Source organism: Leptospiraceae bacterium (assembly GCA_025059995.1).
In the GTDB taxonomy this organism is placed as follows: domain Bacteria; phylum Spirochaetota; class Leptospiria; order Leptospirales; family Leptonemataceae; genus SKYB61.
Window position 1 is genome coordinate 140116 of record JANXCF010000001.1, and the last position, 16116, is coordinate 156231.

13 protein-coding genes are annotated in these 16116 nt (G+C 35.3%); 7 read left to right on the forward strand and 6 right to left on the reverse strand.

All coding sequences use genetic code 11. The annotated features are described in order from the left end of the window. Positions 1–4: 4 nt before the first annotated feature. Entirely contained in the window at positions 5–1612 is a 1608-nt protein-coding gene (locus tag NZ853_00625; GenBank protein MCS7204181.1) for a methyl-accepting chemotaxis protein, read from the reverse strand. Positions 1613–1802: 190 nt separating this feature from the next. Here NZ853_00625 and NZ853_00630 point away from each other — a divergent pair, with 190 nt between their 5' ends. The 5 genes from NZ853_00630 (at position 1803) to NZ853_00650 (ending at position 8104) form a co-directional block, all read left to right on the forward strand. After that, entirely contained in the window at positions 1803–3983 is a 2181-nt protein-coding gene (locus NZ853_00630) for a sodium-translocating pyrophosphatase (protein ID MCS7204182.1), read from the forward strand. A gap of 88 nt (positions 3984–4071) precedes the next feature. Beyond that, positions 4072–4431 (forward strand): metal-sulfur cluster assembly factor, encoded by a 360-nt coding sequence (locus NZ853_00635; GenBank protein ID MCS7204183.1) that lies wholly within the window; start codon positions 4072–4074, stop codon positions 4429–4431. A gap of 3 nt (positions 4432–4434) precedes the next feature. Then, complete coding sequence (locus tag NZ853_00640; GenBank protein MCS7204184.1) at positions 4435–5136, forward strand: SDR family oxidoreductase; 702 nt, start codon at positions 4435–4437, stop codon at positions 5134–5136. An 18-nt stretch (positions 5137–5154) separates the two neighbouring features. Continuing rightward, positions 5155–6627, forward strand: coding sequence for a cryptochrome/photolyase family protein (locus tag NZ853_00645; protein ID MCS7204185.1), 1473 nt, complete (start codon positions 5155–5157; stop codon positions 6625–6627). Positions 6628–6631: 4 nt separating this feature from the next. Then, the gene (locus tag NZ853_00650) at positions 6632–8104 is read left to right on the forward strand and encodes a deoxyribodipyrimidine photo-lyase (protein MCS7204186.1); all 1473 of its coding nucleotides are present in this window, start codon (positions 6632–6634) and stop codon (positions 8102–8104) included. A gap of 99 nt (positions 8105–8203) precedes the next feature. On the opposite strand, the gene NZ853_00655 is transcribed toward NZ853_00650, so the two are convergent. From NZ853_00655 to NZ853_00675, 5 genes are all read right to left on the reverse strand, one after another. Next, positions 8204–8668: a chemotaxis protein CheW gene (locus tag NZ853_00655; GenBank protein ID MCS7204187.1), complete on the reverse strand. Its 465-nt coding sequence runs from the start codon at positions 8666–8668 to the stop codon at positions 8204–8206. A gap of 68 nt (positions 8669–8736) precedes the next feature. Then, positions 8737–10062: an MFS transporter gene (locus tag NZ853_00660; GenBank protein ID MCS7204188.1), complete on the reverse strand. Its 1326-nt coding sequence runs from the start codon at positions 10060–10062 to the stop codon at positions 8737–8739. Between the two features lie 200 nt (positions 10063–10262). Further along, positions 10263–11240, reverse strand: a complete 978-nt coding sequence (hemB, locus tag NZ853_00665; GenBank protein ID MCS7204189.1) for a porphobilinogen synthase — start codon at positions 11238–11240, stop codon at positions 10263–10265. Positions 11241–11290: 50 nt separating this feature from the next. Further along, the gene (locus NZ853_00670) at positions 11291–12253 is read right to left on the reverse strand and encodes a hypothetical protein (GenBank protein MCS7204190.1); all 963 of its coding nucleotides are present in this window, start codon (positions 12251–12253) and stop codon (positions 11291–11293) included. Beyond that, a complete protein-coding gene (locus tag NZ853_00675) occupies positions 12240–13406 on the reverse strand; it encodes a class I SAM-dependent rRNA methyltransferase (protein MCS7204191.1) in 1167 nt (388 codons plus the stop codon). The genes NZ853_00670 and NZ853_00675 overlap by 14 nt, the downstream gene beginning before the upstream one ends. An 87-nt stretch (positions 13407–13493) precedes the next feature. On the opposite strand from NZ853_00675, the gene NZ853_00680 reads away from it, so the two are divergent. Next, the gene (locus tag NZ853_00680) at positions 13494–14393 is read left to right on the forward strand and encodes a phosphate/phosphite/phosphonate ABC transporter substrate-binding protein (protein MCS7204192.1); all 900 of its coding nucleotides are present in this window, start codon (positions 13494–13496) and stop codon (positions 14391–14393) included. Positions 14394–14407: 14 nt separating this feature from the next. Beyond that, positions 14408–16111, forward strand: a complete 1704-nt coding sequence (locus NZ853_00685) for a methyl-accepting chemotaxis protein (protein MCS7204193.1) — start codon at positions 14408–14410, stop codon at positions 16109–16111. The last annotated feature ends 5 nt before the right edge of the window (positions 16112–16116 follow it).

Here is a 16116-nt window from a genome sequence, read left to right on the forward strand (position 1 = left end):
TTTATTAGCTTGTTTGAGTTTCAGAAACTGAATATCTTTTGTCTAAATCTTTCAGTTTATTTGATAGTTCACTAATTTGTGCCACATAGTCTGTCAACTGATTTGACAAGTTTGTCAATTGTAAAATTCCCTTTTCCATTGTTGCTATCGTTTTATTGATGGCTTCTGTGCTTTGAACTTGTTCTTTCGATATTTGTTCAATTTCTTTTCCCAAAGAAAATATCATTTCTAAGGAACGGGAAAGTTTTTGATTCAATTCAATCTGCTCAGCTATTTTTCTTTGGAGCTCATTAAAGAACGAAATCACGTTGATTATTTGTTGGAGTTGCGATTGTATTTGGGTTTTTGTAAAGGACATGTTTTTGATCCCTTTTTCGATAAAAGCGGCACTGTCTTTTATGATGGTATCAATCTGTTTAGCATTTTCTTGACTACTATCGGCTAAGCGATTGATTTCCTGAGCAACCACAGCAAATCCTTTCCCATATTCTCCCGCCCTTGCTGCTTCAATGGAAGCATTTAAAGATAGAAGATTGGTTCGATCGGCAATTTCGTTGATAACCTCTGTTACATCTAAAACTTCATTGAACGATTTTTGGATTTCTTCCATGACTTGATCCAAGTTTTGGATTGCAATCCGAACTTCTGAGGAATCCTTTTCAGTTTTAGAAATTTCTTGACTCAAAGCTTGTAAAGATGTCTGCAGATTTTGTATACTCTCAATTAGTTTTTGATTGCTACCTTGAATACTCACGATTTCTTGAAATTGTTTTTGTATCAGCTCACTTGCTTTCTGAGATGTGCTAGCTAATTCCTCCATCGTAGCTGATATTTCTTCCATTGAAGAAACTTCATCCTGCATTTCTTTGTTAAAATCTTTTATAAAATCTTTAAAAAAATTTACATTATGATTAAGCACTTCAGAAACACGATTCATGTCATGAAAAATCCACTTCATTTTTGAAAGATGATTCCTTGTTTGCTTTGTTTGTTCTTCTAGTTCCAAATAGTAGTTCTTAAAGAGCGTTTTTAGGCGATAAGTTATAAAACTTAGAACATTATAAAAAACAATAAGAGCATATGGTATTATTAGACTTACACCATCACTCTTCATACTTACATCAGGATTTAATGAAAAATTCACACCCACCTTATGGGAGAGATATATCAGAATTATCATCCAAATCGTGACGTATATACTAATCAAGATAGTTGCCTTTCTTGTAAAATCAAAAAATGAAGCTCCAATAATCATAAAAACTGGGACAAAAAGTGCTACTGGATATTTCCAAACAAAATTAGTCGCATAAAACTTGGACTGAGATACTAATATGGTGAAAATCCCAAAGGCTAAAGTTAGATCAATAAATATACCCATCAAATCTCGGTGCTTGAATTTCACACCCTTAACAACTAAAAAGTGATAAAAAATCGTAAAGATTAAATATGAAACAACTGCAGTTCCAAATATAATCACTAAAACTTTATCAAAAAAATATTGAAACCTTATAGTTAAAATAAAACCATATAGAAATGCTAAAAAATACCTTATATAAATATAGGTGATAATTCCATAATTTGATTTTATGATACTACTAGTTAACCTTGCCATAGCGATTTATGAAATAAAAGATCATTCTTATCTTGTAAATTAAAAAATGTCTTCAGCGGGAAATAGAATTCATTCTCAAATCCTTACAAAAGATTGACAAAGCAAATTTCAAAGAAAATTTGTTTCAAATATTAAAAAATTTTAATGAATTTCATTTAATATTTAATAAATTTTTCAAAGGAGTTTCCATATGAATTATGCGTTGCTGGCAGTAATCGCCGGAATATTAGCTTTGCTATATAGCTTTTGGAGAACGGTCTGGATCTCTAAAAGGGATCCTGGTTCAGAAAAGATGCAAAAAATAGGTTCCTACATAGCAGAAGGAGCTATGGCGTTTTTGAAAGCAGAATATAAGGTTCTTTCTATCTTTGTTGTTTCTGTTGCCATTATTTTAGCCATTAGCGGGACAGCTTCTGAAGACTCACATCCTTTAGTAGCTCTATCATTCGTAGTAGGTGCTTTTAGCTCTGGATTGGCGGGTTTTTTAGGAATGAAGGTAGCTACACGTGCAAACTACCGAACCACTAACGCAGCGAAAAAAAGCTTAACTGAAGCTTTATCTGTTGCTTTTGCCGGTGGTTCTGTGATGGGAATGAGTGTGGTGGGACTTGGTATCATAGGTCTAAGTGGATTGTTTATTTTTTATGAGTTTTTTTTCGGTTTAGAAGGCGATAAAGTTTCAAAAGTTTTGAACGTTTTATCAGGCTTTTCGTTGGGTGCCTCATCAATCGCTCTGTTTGCCCGTGTTGGTGGTGGGATTTATACAAAAGCCGCAGATGTGGGAGCTGACTTGGTGGGAAAAGTAGAAGCCGGCATTCCTGAAGATCACCCATTGAATCCTGCAACCATCGCAGACAATGTGGGAGATAACGTGGGTGATGTTGCTGGTATGGGGGCTGACTTGTTTGAGTCTTACGTAGGTTCTATTTTAGGTTCTATGGTTTTGGGTGCTGCCTTTATTCCATATTTACAAGACAAAGATGGTATGGGGGGTTTTTCAGCTCTTTTACTTCCTTTGGTGCTAGCCGCAATTGGAATCGGAGCTTCAATCTTAGGTTCACTTGTGGTTCGAGTAGAAGAAGGAGGAAATCCCCAAAAAGCCCTCAATAACGGACAAGTTGTTGCTGGGATTTTAATGATTGTTTTTTCCTATTTTGCAATCACCAACTTTTTGCCTGCTGAATGGGAAGCTCCAACTTTGATTTCTGATGAAGTGTTTCGATATACCGCAAATGGCGTTTTCTTTGCCACAATCTTTGGTTTGATTGCGGGTATTGCTATTGGTTTCATCACAGAATTCTATACTGGTAGCGGAAGACCTCCAGTTTATCAAATTGCACGTCAATCCACAACCGGACCGGCAACCAACGTAATTGCGGGTTTGGGCGTAGGAATGCAATCGACAGCTTTCCCAATCATCTTGATAGCGGCGGCAATCGTGGCATCTTACTACTTCGCTGGTCTTTACGGAATTGCCATTTCAGCTCTGGGAATGTTAGTCAACACTGGAATCCAGTTAGCCGTAGATGCATATGGTCCTATTTCTGACAATGCCGGTGGTATTGCAGAAATGTCCGAACAACCTCCAGAAGTTCGTCAAAGAACAGATAAACTTGATGCCGTTGGAAATACCACAGCCGCGATCGGTAAAGGATTTGCTATTGCTTCTGCTGCTTTGACGGCTCTTGCTCTTTTCGCAGCATTCATGAAACAAGCAGACGTCAAAGTAATCAACATTTCTGATCCCAACGTGATTGCGGGTCTATTCGTGGGAGGTATGATTCCATTCTTGTTCTCTTCATTGGCAATTAGTGCGGTCGGTAGAGCGGCAATGGACATGATCAACGAAGTTCGTCGACAATTCAATGAAATCCCAGAACTCAAAGCCGCATTGGAGGTATTAAAGAAACATCACGGAGAATCCCACAACTTAAAAGGAAAAGATAAAGAAATCTTTGAAGCCGCAGAAGGAAAGGCTGAATACGCAAGATGTGTAGAAATTTCAACCAAAGCAGCGATTCGAGAAATGATCCTACCGGGGCTTTTAGCTGTTGTCATTCCTGTTTTGATTGGTTTTCTCTTTGGACCAAATGCGTTAGGTGGGCTTTTGGCTGGCGTGACAGTTTCTGGCGTGCTTTTGGCAATCTTCCAAGCCAACGCAGGAGGAGCTTGGGATAATGCCAAAAAAATGTTCGAAAGTGGCGTAGAAGTTCATGGCAAAATTTATAAGAAAGGAACCGATGCCCACAAAGCTGCTGTTGTTGGTGATACAGTAGGAGACCCCCTCAAAGATACCTCCGGACCTTCCTTAAATATTTTGATCAAATTAATGAGCGTTGTTTCTTTAATTATAGCTCCTTTAATTAAGTAATTCATATCACTTACGTGAGATGGCTTATTGCCATCTCACTCTGCAATTTTTTATAGACGTTTCGTCTTAGTCTTTCTTATATTTCTATATGAGTTCTCCAACTAATGAAAAAAGAGAAGCCAATAATAGCAACCTAAATAATGAAGAAGATCTCCTCGTAAGACTTTGGGAAGAAGTCAGAAAAGTATATGATCCAGAAATCGGTTTTTCGATTGTAGATTTGGGATTGGTCTATGACATTTGGTTAGAAAATCAGAAAGCTTATATAAAAATGACCCTCACTTCTATGGGATGTCCGGCAGGACCTTACTTAGAACACCAAGTCAAAGAGTATTGCAAACAAATCCCAGGTATTGAAGATGTGATTGTTCAAATCACTTTTGATCCTCCATGGAATCCAAGAGAAATGGCAAGCGAAGAAATCCGAATGCTCATGGGAATTTATTAAGCTATGAAGTACTTAATCATTGGCGCATCAGGTGGCATTGGGAAAAAAATTGCCGAAATTCTAAGCCGAGAACCCGAGAATCAACTGATATTGACGTATAACAAACACCCTATACAAGAGTTTCCTTCAGCAACGAAAATCCAGTACAATGTATTAGAAAATCACAACCCTTTTGAAAATCTTAATCTTTCATCTCTTGATGGTTTGGTTTACACACCTGGAGCTATTTTGTTGAAACCTTTTGATCGTATTTCTCCTGAAGAATTCAAAAATGACTTTGAGCTCCAAGTCTTAGGAGCTGCGAAAACCATCCAATATGTTTTGAAGTACCTAAAACAAAGTCAAAAGGCAAGCATAGTTCTTTTTAGCACAGTGGCTACCAAGATTGGTATGAGCTTTCATTCTCTTGTCTCAACGTCAAAATCCGCTATTGAGGGTTTGACTCTTTCTCTTGCCGCCGAATTTGCTCCTCATATACGAGTGAATTGTATTGCTCCCTCCATTACTAATACGCCACTGGCAAGTGGATTTCTTAACACCGAACAGAAAGTCAAAAATCTCTCCGATCGACATCCCCTCAAACGAATAGGTAGTCCTGAGGACATTGCAGAGCTAACAGTGTTTTTACTTAGCCCGAAATCCAGTTGGATTACAGGTCAAGTAATCCCTGTTGATGGTGGAATGTCAACCATACGGAATTTTTAAAAGTTGAAATCCTGTGGATTGATATTTCCGCATCAGCTTTTTTTATCATCACCCCTTTTTGAGTATAAAATTGATAAGTATTACTTAATAGAAGAATACCTTTTCTTTTTACAATACAAATTTCATAAAACCAAACTTGCCTATCACATCGCCACCATGAAGTTCTATTTTCACTACCTTAAAAACAAAAATCTAAACGTTGAATACATCTCGCATGAACTCCCTCTTAGTGATGTAAGAAATCTTATTCCTCATGTTATCAAACAAGGCTACTCAACCATTTACGTGATCGATCCTGTGGATGATTGGCTATCAAAAAGAATCAAAAGAAAATCAAGTGAATTCAATGCTAATCTAAAAATCTTAGATAGCCCCATGTTTTTACTTTCTCAAAAAGACATAGAAGCATATCATCATGAGTTTCAGAAAGCAAAACCCCATCAAACTTCTTTTTATATCCACTTTCGAAAAAAGTTTCAAATCCTTATTGAGGAAAATTCAAAACCAGTTGGTGGCAAGTGGAGTTATGACGTTCAAAACCGAAAAAAAATCCCACGAAGCATAGTCATCCCCGTATCAAAAACTTACACAAACAAAGAATGGATCCAAGCAAAAGCTCTCGTCTTAGATAAATTTCATCAAAATCCCGGAGAAATCCTAGAAAATTCATACTATCCTTTGACATTTGATGATGCCCAAAATCATCTTGATTTATTCTTGAGGTTTAAACTTCATAATTTTGGAGAATATCAGGATGCCATAAGTTTTAGGGACCCGTTTTTATTTCACTCAAATCTTTCTGCTTGTATGAACATTGGTTTAATTACTCCCAAAGAAGTTATCAAAAAGACGATGGAGTTTTTCGAGTCAAAGCGAAAAATTCCTATAAATAGCATTGAAGGTTTTCTTCGTCAAATTTTGGGTTGGCGAGAATTCATCCGCTATGTCTATGTGAAATACGGAATCACTCAGAGAAACTCCAATTATTGGAACTTCGAAAACAGAAAGCAGATTGAAATCTTCTACAAAAGAAAAACAAACATTTTGCCAGTTGATTTAGTATTAGAGAAAGTACACAAGATTGCCTATTCTCATCACATTGAGAGATTGATGCTTCTTGGAAATTTGATGCTTCTTTTAAATATTCATCCCGAAGAAGTTTATCTTTTTTTTATGATTCACTATATTGATGCTTATGATTGGGTGATGGTTCCCAATGTTTATGGTATGTCTCAATTTGCTGATGGGGGTTTGATGTCCACAAAACCCTATTTTAGTTCGAGTTCATACATTATAAAGATGTCTGACTCTTCTTACAAAAATCAAGATTGGCGAATATATTTTGATGCTTTGTTTTGGAAGTTTTTGTTTGATCACCAATCAAAACTACAAACTAATCCAAGAATGAGCATACTCCTCAGGCATCTATCATCAAAAAATGAAAATGAAATCCAAAAACAAGTGGAAACCTATATTAAATCGGTTTTATAAAAATATGGAAGTTTTGTCCAATCTTATTAATCTCGTTTGGATAAAAAAGGATTTTAGGATAGAAGATAACGAAGCTCTACAAAAAGCTGAGGAATTATCTTTGCCTTACTTGATTGTGGTGTTAATTGAACCTTTTTCGTTGAAACTCAAAGATCGAAATGAAAGATTCTTTAAATTATTTTATAAAAACGCTATAGAGTTTCAAAGAACCATCCAAAAGAAAACAGGAAAAACTATTTCTATTCTATATTCCGAGATGGAAGATGTTCTTAGGTTCTTGATCAATCAAAAAAATAGAATCCATACTTTAATTGCGTATGAAGAATATACAACCAGAGCTCTTTACGAAAGAGATAAGCATGTTCGAAAATTCTGCAAAAACCATCAGATACACATGTTAGAAATCCCCCTTGATTGTATTGCACGAGGAAGTAGAAAACTTCACACCCACGAAGAAATCCAAGAATACTATTATCACAAAAAAGTCGCAACTCCAAAACTAAAAAGGCTCATCGAATATCCAGAACTCCAAGAAAAATTCCCCGTACCCGAATCATTTTTGAACTATATAAAGAATGATTCATTAAATCTCGATGTCGGAGAAGAAAAAGCCAAAGAAACCTTAAATTCATTTCTCCAAAAAAGAGCAAGGTTTTATTTGTCTACCATTTCCCAGCCTTTTAAAAGTTATTTTTATTCTTCCCGTTTGTCGCATTTTCTTTCTTTTGGAAATATCACTACTCGTTCTATTCTCCAAACCATAGCCATTTCTCAAGAGTATCCAAAAAATAAAAGAAATCTTGATGCTTTCATTAGTAGGCTTTTTTGGCGAAGGCATTTTATTCAAAAGTTTGAAAAAGATTGTACTACTTATGAATATCATGCAATCAATCCTTACTTTGAGAATCTCCCCATTCAGAAAAATGAAGAACTGATCTTGAAATTCCAAAACGCAGAAACTGGCATACCCATAATTGATGCTTGCATCCTCCAATTAAAACACGAAGGCTGGTTAAACTTCAGAATGAGGGCTATGTTGGTATCATTCTTTTGCTTTTATTTAGAACAAGATTGGAGGGATATTCACTATTTTCTTTCGAAACTTTTTATTGATTACGAACCAGGAATTCACTTTCCTCAAATCCAAATGCAGGCGGGCATCACTGGATACAACACCATTCGAATGTATAATCCCATCAAACAAAGCAGAGAAAACGATCCCGAAGGAAAGTTTATTTACAAATGGCTTCCATCATTACGAAATATACCCCCATCCCTTGTTCACACTCCTTGGAGGTTAACCACCCTTGAGCAAAAACTATATCGTTTCGAATTAGGAAAAAACTATCCTCACCCCATTGTTGATATGGAAAACCATCAATCTTATATAAACCAATATCTATGGCAGTTAAAAAAGAAAAGAGAAGTCAAAGAATTTAGTAAAAATCTAAGCTACGAGTTTCGAAGTATAAGTTAATTTATAAATTTTTTTAACAAATCTACAACTCTTATCTATAAAGCAAGTTTTGGTTCTTGAATTTTGAAGATGATAAATGTGTAAGCTTGATGAAGTCTTCTAACTTCCAATAGTTATTAGTTGTCGTAGTTCCTCCTCTGTAAATAGTGTGTTTATGTTTAACATTACAATGAAGCGATCATTTTTTTTTCCGATTCCAGAGATATATTTCGTGTAATGAGATTTTACAGCTGGAGGACCTTTATCAATCTCATCTGGTAGGAGATCTAACACATTCAACACATTGTCAACGGCTAAAGCAATGCGTTTATCGAAAATATCTATGATGATGAGTCGCTCGGGTTTTTGAGAACTTTCTGTATGGATTTGTAATTTCTTTTTTAGATCAATTGCAGGTATTACCTTACCTCGAATATCCACCATTCCCATGAAATATTCTTTTGAATTAGGAATGGGGATGACTTTTTCCATCTTGACAATCTCGATCACTTTTTCCACACTAAAACCGTATTCTTCCTCATCTAAAGTGAAGATTACGTATTTATTTTCTAAAGTGCTTGGCATGATATTGTTTTATTTCTTAAATTTCTTTTGGTAAAGCAAATTTTTCGTTGGATTTGGCTTGATTTCTTTTATTCTCCTTCATGTTGGATGGCGGATTGTTTTCCACGTTCTTCGTTCACAACAAAAGCAATCACAATAGAAATAATAAACAAAGTCGCAGTGAACAACACAGCATTTTTTAATCCTAAGTAAGTCTGCAATATTCCTAAGCTCAATAAACCAAAGATAGCGGAAAGTTTTCCAGCCACACCCCAAAAACCGAAAAACTCACCAGATTTGGATTCGGGTGAAAACATCCCCACAATTGCTCTACCAGAAGATTGAGTCGCTCCCAATCCCGTTCCTGCTAAAACCCCAACAATCAAAAAAGCTTGTTCAGTGGATAAAGAAAGGTTCAAAATTTGATTCAAAAACATCGTGATTTCTTCTGTGAAGTAAATAGCCAAAATGGAAAAAATCCAGAGAACCAACGTAATTACGTAGGTTTTGAGGGCTCCTAATCGATCCTGTATCCAACCAAAAAGAAAGGCTCCCGCAGCTGCTGTGAACTGAGTTAAAACAAACATGATTACCATAGTCGAAGATTTCCATTTTACTATTTGATCTCCGTAGATGAAAGCAAAACTGATTACAATCGATAAGCCCGCTTGGGAAAAAAACATTGAAATAAAAAAAATCATCAAATCCCGGAAGTCTCTGATTTCTTGAAAGGTTTTTAAGATCCGGCTCCAACCGATCTCGAGGTAGGTTTGATTTTCGGGTTTTGTTTTTGAAACTCCATGTTCCTTTAAAAACAAAAACGTTGGGATCCCCGCCATAAGAAAAAACAATGCGGTGATAGGACCTACCCACCTGAGATTGTCATAATTCTCGAGGGTGATTTCTCCTAAACCAAAGATTACAATTGCTGTTGAAAACAATCCTCCAAAGTAGCCCAAGCCCCAAGCAAAACCGGAAATTTTTCCCAACTCTTCTTGAGGTCCCAAGTCAGGCAAGAATGACGAAACAAAAGACTCTCCCGCAGCAAAACCAAAATTCGAAAGGATGATCAGTATGACTGCCAATAAAATATCACCTGGTTGAATAAAGAATAATAGAGCTGTTGTAATCACTGTAAGTAGATAACTAAAAAACAAGAATTTCTTTTTTGTAGCAGTAAAATCCATGATTGCCCCAAAGAGGGGCGCAGTTAAGACAATCAAAGCATAGCTAATAGACAAAGACAAACTCCAAAGGAAATTCCCTAAACGAAATTCCGGTGCATCTCCTACAATGATTTTAGGAAAAATCACACTGAAAACAACGGTGATAATGACAGTGGTGTAGGATGAGTTTGCAAAATCAAACATTGCCCAACCAAAAATTTCTTTAAAAGGAGCTCTTTTTCTTTGCATAGTATAAGCATTTTTATTTTATCAAAATTGTCAACACTTGATTGATAAAGCAATTTTTGATGAACTGGAGGGATAAAATTTCAACGCTAACTCAATACCCCAATAAGCGCTTTTCTGTCTTCACGAAATCAAAGTCTAAAAAGACAGGGGACTTAAACTTTTACGTTATTATAGGTGGATGTTTACAAAATCAATTTTTTTCATTCATTAAGCCATTGGGCTACTTCTTTGGCATGATAGGTTAAAATCATATCAGCTCCTGCACGTTTGAATGCCAACATGATTTCCATCACACATTTTTTGTAATCCAGCCATCCATTTTGAGAAGCGGCTTTCAGCATTGCATACTCCCCCGAGACATTATACACTGCTACTGGAACAAGGCTATTTTTAGCAAATTCCCTCACAACATCAAGATAAGGAAGACCAGGTTTTACCATCACAATGTCAGCACCTTCTTCGATGTCCAGATGGAGTTCCAAAAGAGCTTCTCGAATGTTGGCAGGATCCATTTGATAGGTTTTTTTATCTCCAAATCTCGGAGCACTATCCAACGCATCACGAAAAGGTCCGTAAAATGCCGAAGCATATTTCGCAGTATAAGAAAGAATGCTAACATTTTTGTATCCTTCTGAATCCAAAAGTGTTCTTAGATATTTCACGCGTCCATCCATCATATCACTTGGAGCAATCACATCAGCTCCTGCTTTTGCTTGCACAAGTGCCATTTTTCCTAAAATTTCCAAAGTCTCATCGTTTAAAATCTCTCCATTTTTTACAATTCCATCATGCCCATCAGAACTATAAGGATCCATGGCTACATCGGTTATAACAATCAAGTCTGGAATTTCTTGTTTTATCATTCGAATTACTTGTGGATATAAACCATCAGGGTTGTAGGATTCTTTCGCTAAGGGGTCTTTCTTCTCATCTGGAATGGCAGGGAAAAGTATCACCGCTGGAATTCCTAAACTATGAATTTCTTTACATTCTTTTATTACTTCATCGGGACTGAGACGAAAAATACCAGGCATGGATGAGATGGGTTCACGAACGCCACTGCCTTCCTTCACGAAAAGAGGCATGATTAAATCATTCACAGAAATGTTGCTTTCTCGAACAAGATTTCGGATGTTTTCGGATTTTCGATTCCTGCGAGGGCGTCGAAGCATTTCCATGACCCACGTTGAATTTTTCCTTTTTTGAAAGTCAATTGGAATTCAAAAATCTAATTCTTCTCCAAGAAAAACTGTATCATCACTTCCTCAGCCCAGAAGTCATCTGCTGTTTTCCCTACATACCATTCAGGAAGATATTGCAGACCTCCTGGCCATGTATGCCCTCCCTGATGAACTTTATAGAACTTCATGGAGTTAGGTTTTTTGCAATCAAACTCCAGTACTTCCGTCTGAACCTTTGCTTGCGATAAAAATGAGCTCTTTGTGGGTTTGCATTGAAGCTTTTTTTTCCAAAAATCAAGGGTGTCTTCTGCGGAAAGAACTACCCCTCTACTTCGAAAAAATACTTTGACTTCCCCTCCTTCATAAGGAACAATCGGATCCTTTGTTCCGTGAATAAAAAGAAATTTCAATGGTTTTCGGATAGAAGATTGACAATTCGAAATCAAATCTACTGGCATAGATGTTGCCACTGTTGCAAACCCACGTATTGTTTCAGACCTCTCACAAGCGAAACGAAATGCCATCATCCCACCATTTGAAATCCCAAATAGAAAAATCCTGTTTTCATCAATCGGGTAATGTTTCTTCAAATACTCAATCAACTTTAGTAAAAACCCTACATCGTCAATATTGAATGTATGCGATTTTGAAATTCTTCCTTTCCTTCCATCATTCCAGTGATTTTTGTAGCCAAGAGGAAGCACTAAGAAAAACCCATATTTTTCTTTGAGTTTCAAGAGTCTGCCCTTCGAAAGAGACAAAAACGTTTCATGGTCTCCTCCTCCACCATGCAGTCCAATCATGAGAGGGAAGGTTCTCACGTTTGGATCCAAAGTAAAATTGATTTTTTCGTAATTGTCAGGAAAATATAGAACAGCTCTTCGAACGAAATTTTGATGGGAAATTTCAATCCAATCATAATTAGGATCACTGATTTGAAGTTTTCTTTGACCACAACTCTCAAAAATAATCGTGATCAAAAGAAGCAATAAAGTTTTATTCTTCCACATACAGAACCATTCCTTTTAAGTATTCTCCTTCGGGATGATAAATAGATATGGTATGATCTGGAGATTGAGTTAAGTATTCTACTATATAAACTTTTCTTTTTGCTTCTCTTGCAGATAGAAAAATGATTTTCTTTAAATCCTCTTTCGACACAAATTGTGAGCAAGAAAAAGTAAAAATCCATCCTTGACTTTTGATTTTTTCTAATGCCAATTGATTCAATCTCAAATATCCTCTGACACCGGAAGAATACTGAATTTTCTTTTTTACAAAAGCAGGTGGATCGAGTACGATGACGTCATACAAATTTTTGGGGACTCTTTGCAAATACTCTAATACATTTTCTCGAAAAAACTCAAACTGATCCAAATAAAATCCATTTTGAAACATATTTTCTTTCACGATAGAAATTAAGTTCTTGCTATCCACCAAATCCACTTTTTTTGCTTCATACTTCAAAGCATGTAATCCAAAACTTCCCACATAACAAAAAGCATCCAATACCACTTTATCTTTCACATAGAATTGAAGCTTTCTTCGATTCCATCGCTGATCTAAAAAATAGCCTGTTTTTAAAAATTTATCTAAATCAATTTTGATTTTTAGGCCATTTTCTACAAACTCAACGGTAGGGATTTCTTCTGTTATCCACTCGATATTTTCTTTTCTCTTCAAAAGGATATATTGAATATTTTGTTCTTTCAAGAAATTCACCAGTAAACCAATCAAGTATTTTGACTCTAAAAAATCTATCTGTATAACCGCTAAATGATGGTAAATATCACAAACAATTCCCGGAATCCCGTCACTTTCGGAATGAAGAAAACGAAAAGCGTTGCTATCAAGAAAAAGCTTCTTTTTTCTTTCGTAGATTTTTTGGAATTTTTCGTAAAAAAAGGCGTCGAAATCTCGAATTTGTTCACCTCCAAAATAGAAAATCCTTGCAACAATCTGGTCTTGTTTTTCATAGAAGGCATAGCCTTGAAATTCATGATAACTATTATAGATTTCGATGATTTCACCATTTCGCAATTTTTGATGGAAAGCTTCGAGTTTTTCTACAGCACCTGAGAAAATCCAGCTATGAAAGTTTTTTAAAAGTTCATCTTTTCCACTTTTGATATATAATCTGCCATTCACTAATGAATTTACCATTTTTTCTATCAATCCCATTAAAAAAGCTTTACAAACAAACTTAATTTTTATTTACTTTTTATAAAATCCGAAAATTTTTAAGAGATGATGAAGATCAAAATTCGTATTCTTTTCCAAATCTTATTTATTTCTTTCATCATCTTTCAATCACTAATTTTTTGTAAACGGGAAAAAATAGGCTTCTCTGAACCTACTTTTATTTATGATGGCTATCCTTTGAATGTTCCTCAAGAAAAAGATGTTTTATATTTTAGTGTTCTTCCCTATAAAAATTCATTAGAACTTGCATATGACTTTGATCCTTTAGTCAAACATTTATCTGAAAAAACTCAAAGAAGGATTATCTTCAAACCATTGGATCAATACTACAAGATACATTTGCTACTCGAAAAGAACAAACTCCACCTTGCTATGATCGATCCTTATGTTTACGTGAGTAGAAATGTATCGAATGATTACATATTTTCCGTAAAACCTGTCTTTAAAAATGTCCAGAAAAATAAATCCTTACTTGTAGCTCGAAACGATAACCCTGTAAAATCCATATTTGAAATAAAAGCAAATCAGGAAAAAATTGTTCTTTCATTTGACAATCCTGATTCTACATTTGGATACATAATTCCTCTTAGAATTCTAAAAAATCTTGACATTGATCCCGAGAAATTCAAAGACATAGCCTTTTCGTCAAACTTCGAAAACACTATTCAGGGCATTCTTTCAGGGAATTTTGATTTGGGATGGGTAGATGTTTTGGCATTTGAAAAATTTAAGATTACTGCGATTGGACTAAAAGTTCTTTACGAATCCGAAGAATTCGAACATTATCCGATAATAATTCAAAAAGACTTACCTCCAGAACTCCAACAAAAACTGATAGATGCGTTTTTAAATCTGAATGAAAACCAACACAAAGAAATACTACAATCCATACATCCACAACTCATAGGATTTCGAAAAACTAGTGAATCAGAATTTAAAAACCTATAAGGAAGAGGGGAAAAATGAATGAAATTAAAAGATTATATCAATATTTATGGGAAAAGTTTCTTAGTTTTCCTATTTCATTATTAAAGAAACTCGTTATCCTAATCGCCTTTTTAGAATTTGGTGCAATTGTTACTACTGGCGCATTCGTACTAGTTTATTTCTACTTTATTTTTGAACAAAACATAGAAAAGCGTGCCATAGAAATCGGCAAAGCCATAGAAAAATTTGCAGCCGAGTCTTTAGTAAAAAATGATTTTTTTCGGCTACAAAAGACAGCTGAAGAACTTTCCAAAGACCCAGCTATTCGATACATAATCATTCAGGATCGGAATGGTCAAGCAGTTGTTCATAGTAATTATCATTATGTGGGACTAAAATTTAATGACCAAAATAGCACCAGAGCTTTTTATGCTGAAAAAGAATTTTTCCAAAACTATTATAGCTCTCAAGGTGATCTTTATACAAAAGAATACGTGATTCCTCTAATGACTCCGATTGGTAAAGTTGGATTTATTCGTGTAGGAATGAACTATCAAAATCTTGTTCAAAAGCCGTTAATTCATATGGTTTTAATCATTCTAAGTATGACAGTTGGATTCGTAATTCTAGGAATTTTTATTGCTATACCAGCTACAAAGTTACTTTTGATACCCGTCAATGCTGTTCACACTGCGACCAAGAGTTTGGCAGGTGGGGACCTCACCACTGAAGTCAAAATTCTTAGCAAAGATGAAATAGGAGAAATGGCTCAAGCATTCAATAAAATGGTTCAGAGCCAAGAACAGTTAGTTTCTATGATCAAAAAAGTCTCTGAAGAAATTTTGAAAACAGCTAACGAACTTGCGTCTTCATCAGAAGAAGTGAGTGCGGCATCGTCAGAAATTTCAAAGACTATCAGTGAGGTTTCCAAAGATTTGAAAAAAGGAACAGAATTTACTGAGTTTGTTAATCAAAAGTTATTTTCTTTTGCTCAACTATTAGAAAACGCAAAAAAACAGGCAGAAAAATCATACATAATCGCTCAAGATACATACCAAATCTCTACAACTGGGAAAGAAAAAATGAAATCACTAAACGAAATCACAGATAAAATTTATCACGGTGCAGAGACAATCATGAATTCCATCAAACAACTCAATGAACTTTCGAAAAAAATAAATAACATTACATCAACCATCAATGGAATTACAAGTCAAATCACACTACTTTCCTTAAATGCCTCCATTGAGGCAGCAAGGGCTGGTGAATACGGAAAAGGTTTTGCAGTAGTTGCAGATGAAATCTCGAAGTTAGCAGATCAATCAAGCAAACAAGCAAAAGAAATTACTCAAATCATCAATCAAATTATTGATTTTTCAAAAAAGAGTGTTGAAAGCACTTCATCCCAGTTTGAATTAGTATCTCAGGGAAAGAGCACCACTGAAATAGTATATCAATATTTCGAAAAGCTCATTTTATCAGCAAATAATATTGCAGAAGAATTAAAGATCATTAAAGAAATTGCTCAAAAAGAAGTTATAGAATCACAAGATGTAATCCAAAATTTAAAAGAATTAAAAGAAATCATTCAAAAGACATCACACAGTGCAAGAGATGTCGATAATTCCACCAAAGAAACATCGAACGCCATGGTAGCTGTAGCAAAACAAACCCAGAACCTAAACGCATTAGCGATTGAATTAAGGAAAATTATTTCCAACTTTAAGCTCCATACATAATAGCC

Bases quoted from the DNA above. Each gene is read 5' to 3' on its own strand.
- NZ853_00625 (MCS7204181.1), bottom strand. From the start codon at position 1,612: ATGGCAAGGTTAACTAGTAGTATCATAAAATCAAATTATGGAATTATC.
- NZ853_00630 (MCS7204182.1), top strand. From the start codon at position 1,803: ATGAATTATGCGTTGCTGGCAGTAATCGCCGGAATATTAGCTTTGCTA.
- NZ853_00635 (MCS7204183.1), top strand. From the start codon at position 4,072: ATGAGTTCTCCAACTAATGAAAAAAGAGAAGCCAATAATAGCAACCTA.
- NZ853_00640 (MCS7204184.1), top strand. From the start codon at position 4,435: ATGAAGTACTTAATCATTGGCGCATCAGGTGGCATTGGGAAAAAAATT.
- NZ853_00650 (MCS7204186.1), top strand. From the start codon at position 6,632: ATGGAAGTTTTGTCCAATCTTATTAATCTCGTTTGGATAAAAAAGGAT.
- NZ853_00655 (MCS7204187.1), bottom strand. From the start codon at position 8,668: ATGCCAAGCACTTTAGAAAATAAATACGTAATCTTCACTTTAGATGAG.
- NZ853_00660 (MCS7204188.1), bottom strand. From the start codon at position 10,062: ATGCAAAGAAAAAGAGCTCCTTTTAAAGAAATTTTTGGTTGGGCAATG.
- hemB (MCS7204189.1), bottom strand. From the start codon at position 11,240: ATGGAAATGCTTCGACGCCCTCGCAGGAATCGAAAATCCGAAAACATC.
- NZ853_00670 (MCS7204190.1), bottom strand. From the start codon at position 12,253: ATGTGGAAGAATAAAACTTTATTGCTTCTTTTGATCACGATTATTTTT.
- NZ853_00675 (MCS7204191.1), bottom strand. From the start codon at position 13,406: ATGGTAAATTCATTAGTGAATGGCAGATTATATATCAAAAGTGGAAAA.
- NZ853_00680 (MCS7204192.1), top strand. From the start codon at position 13,494: ATGAAGATCAAAATTCGTATTCTTTTCCAAATCTTATTTATTTCTTTC.
- NZ853_00685 (MCS7204193.1), top strand. From the start codon at position 14,408: ATGAATGAAATTAAAAGATTATATCAATATTTATGGGAAAAGTTTCTT.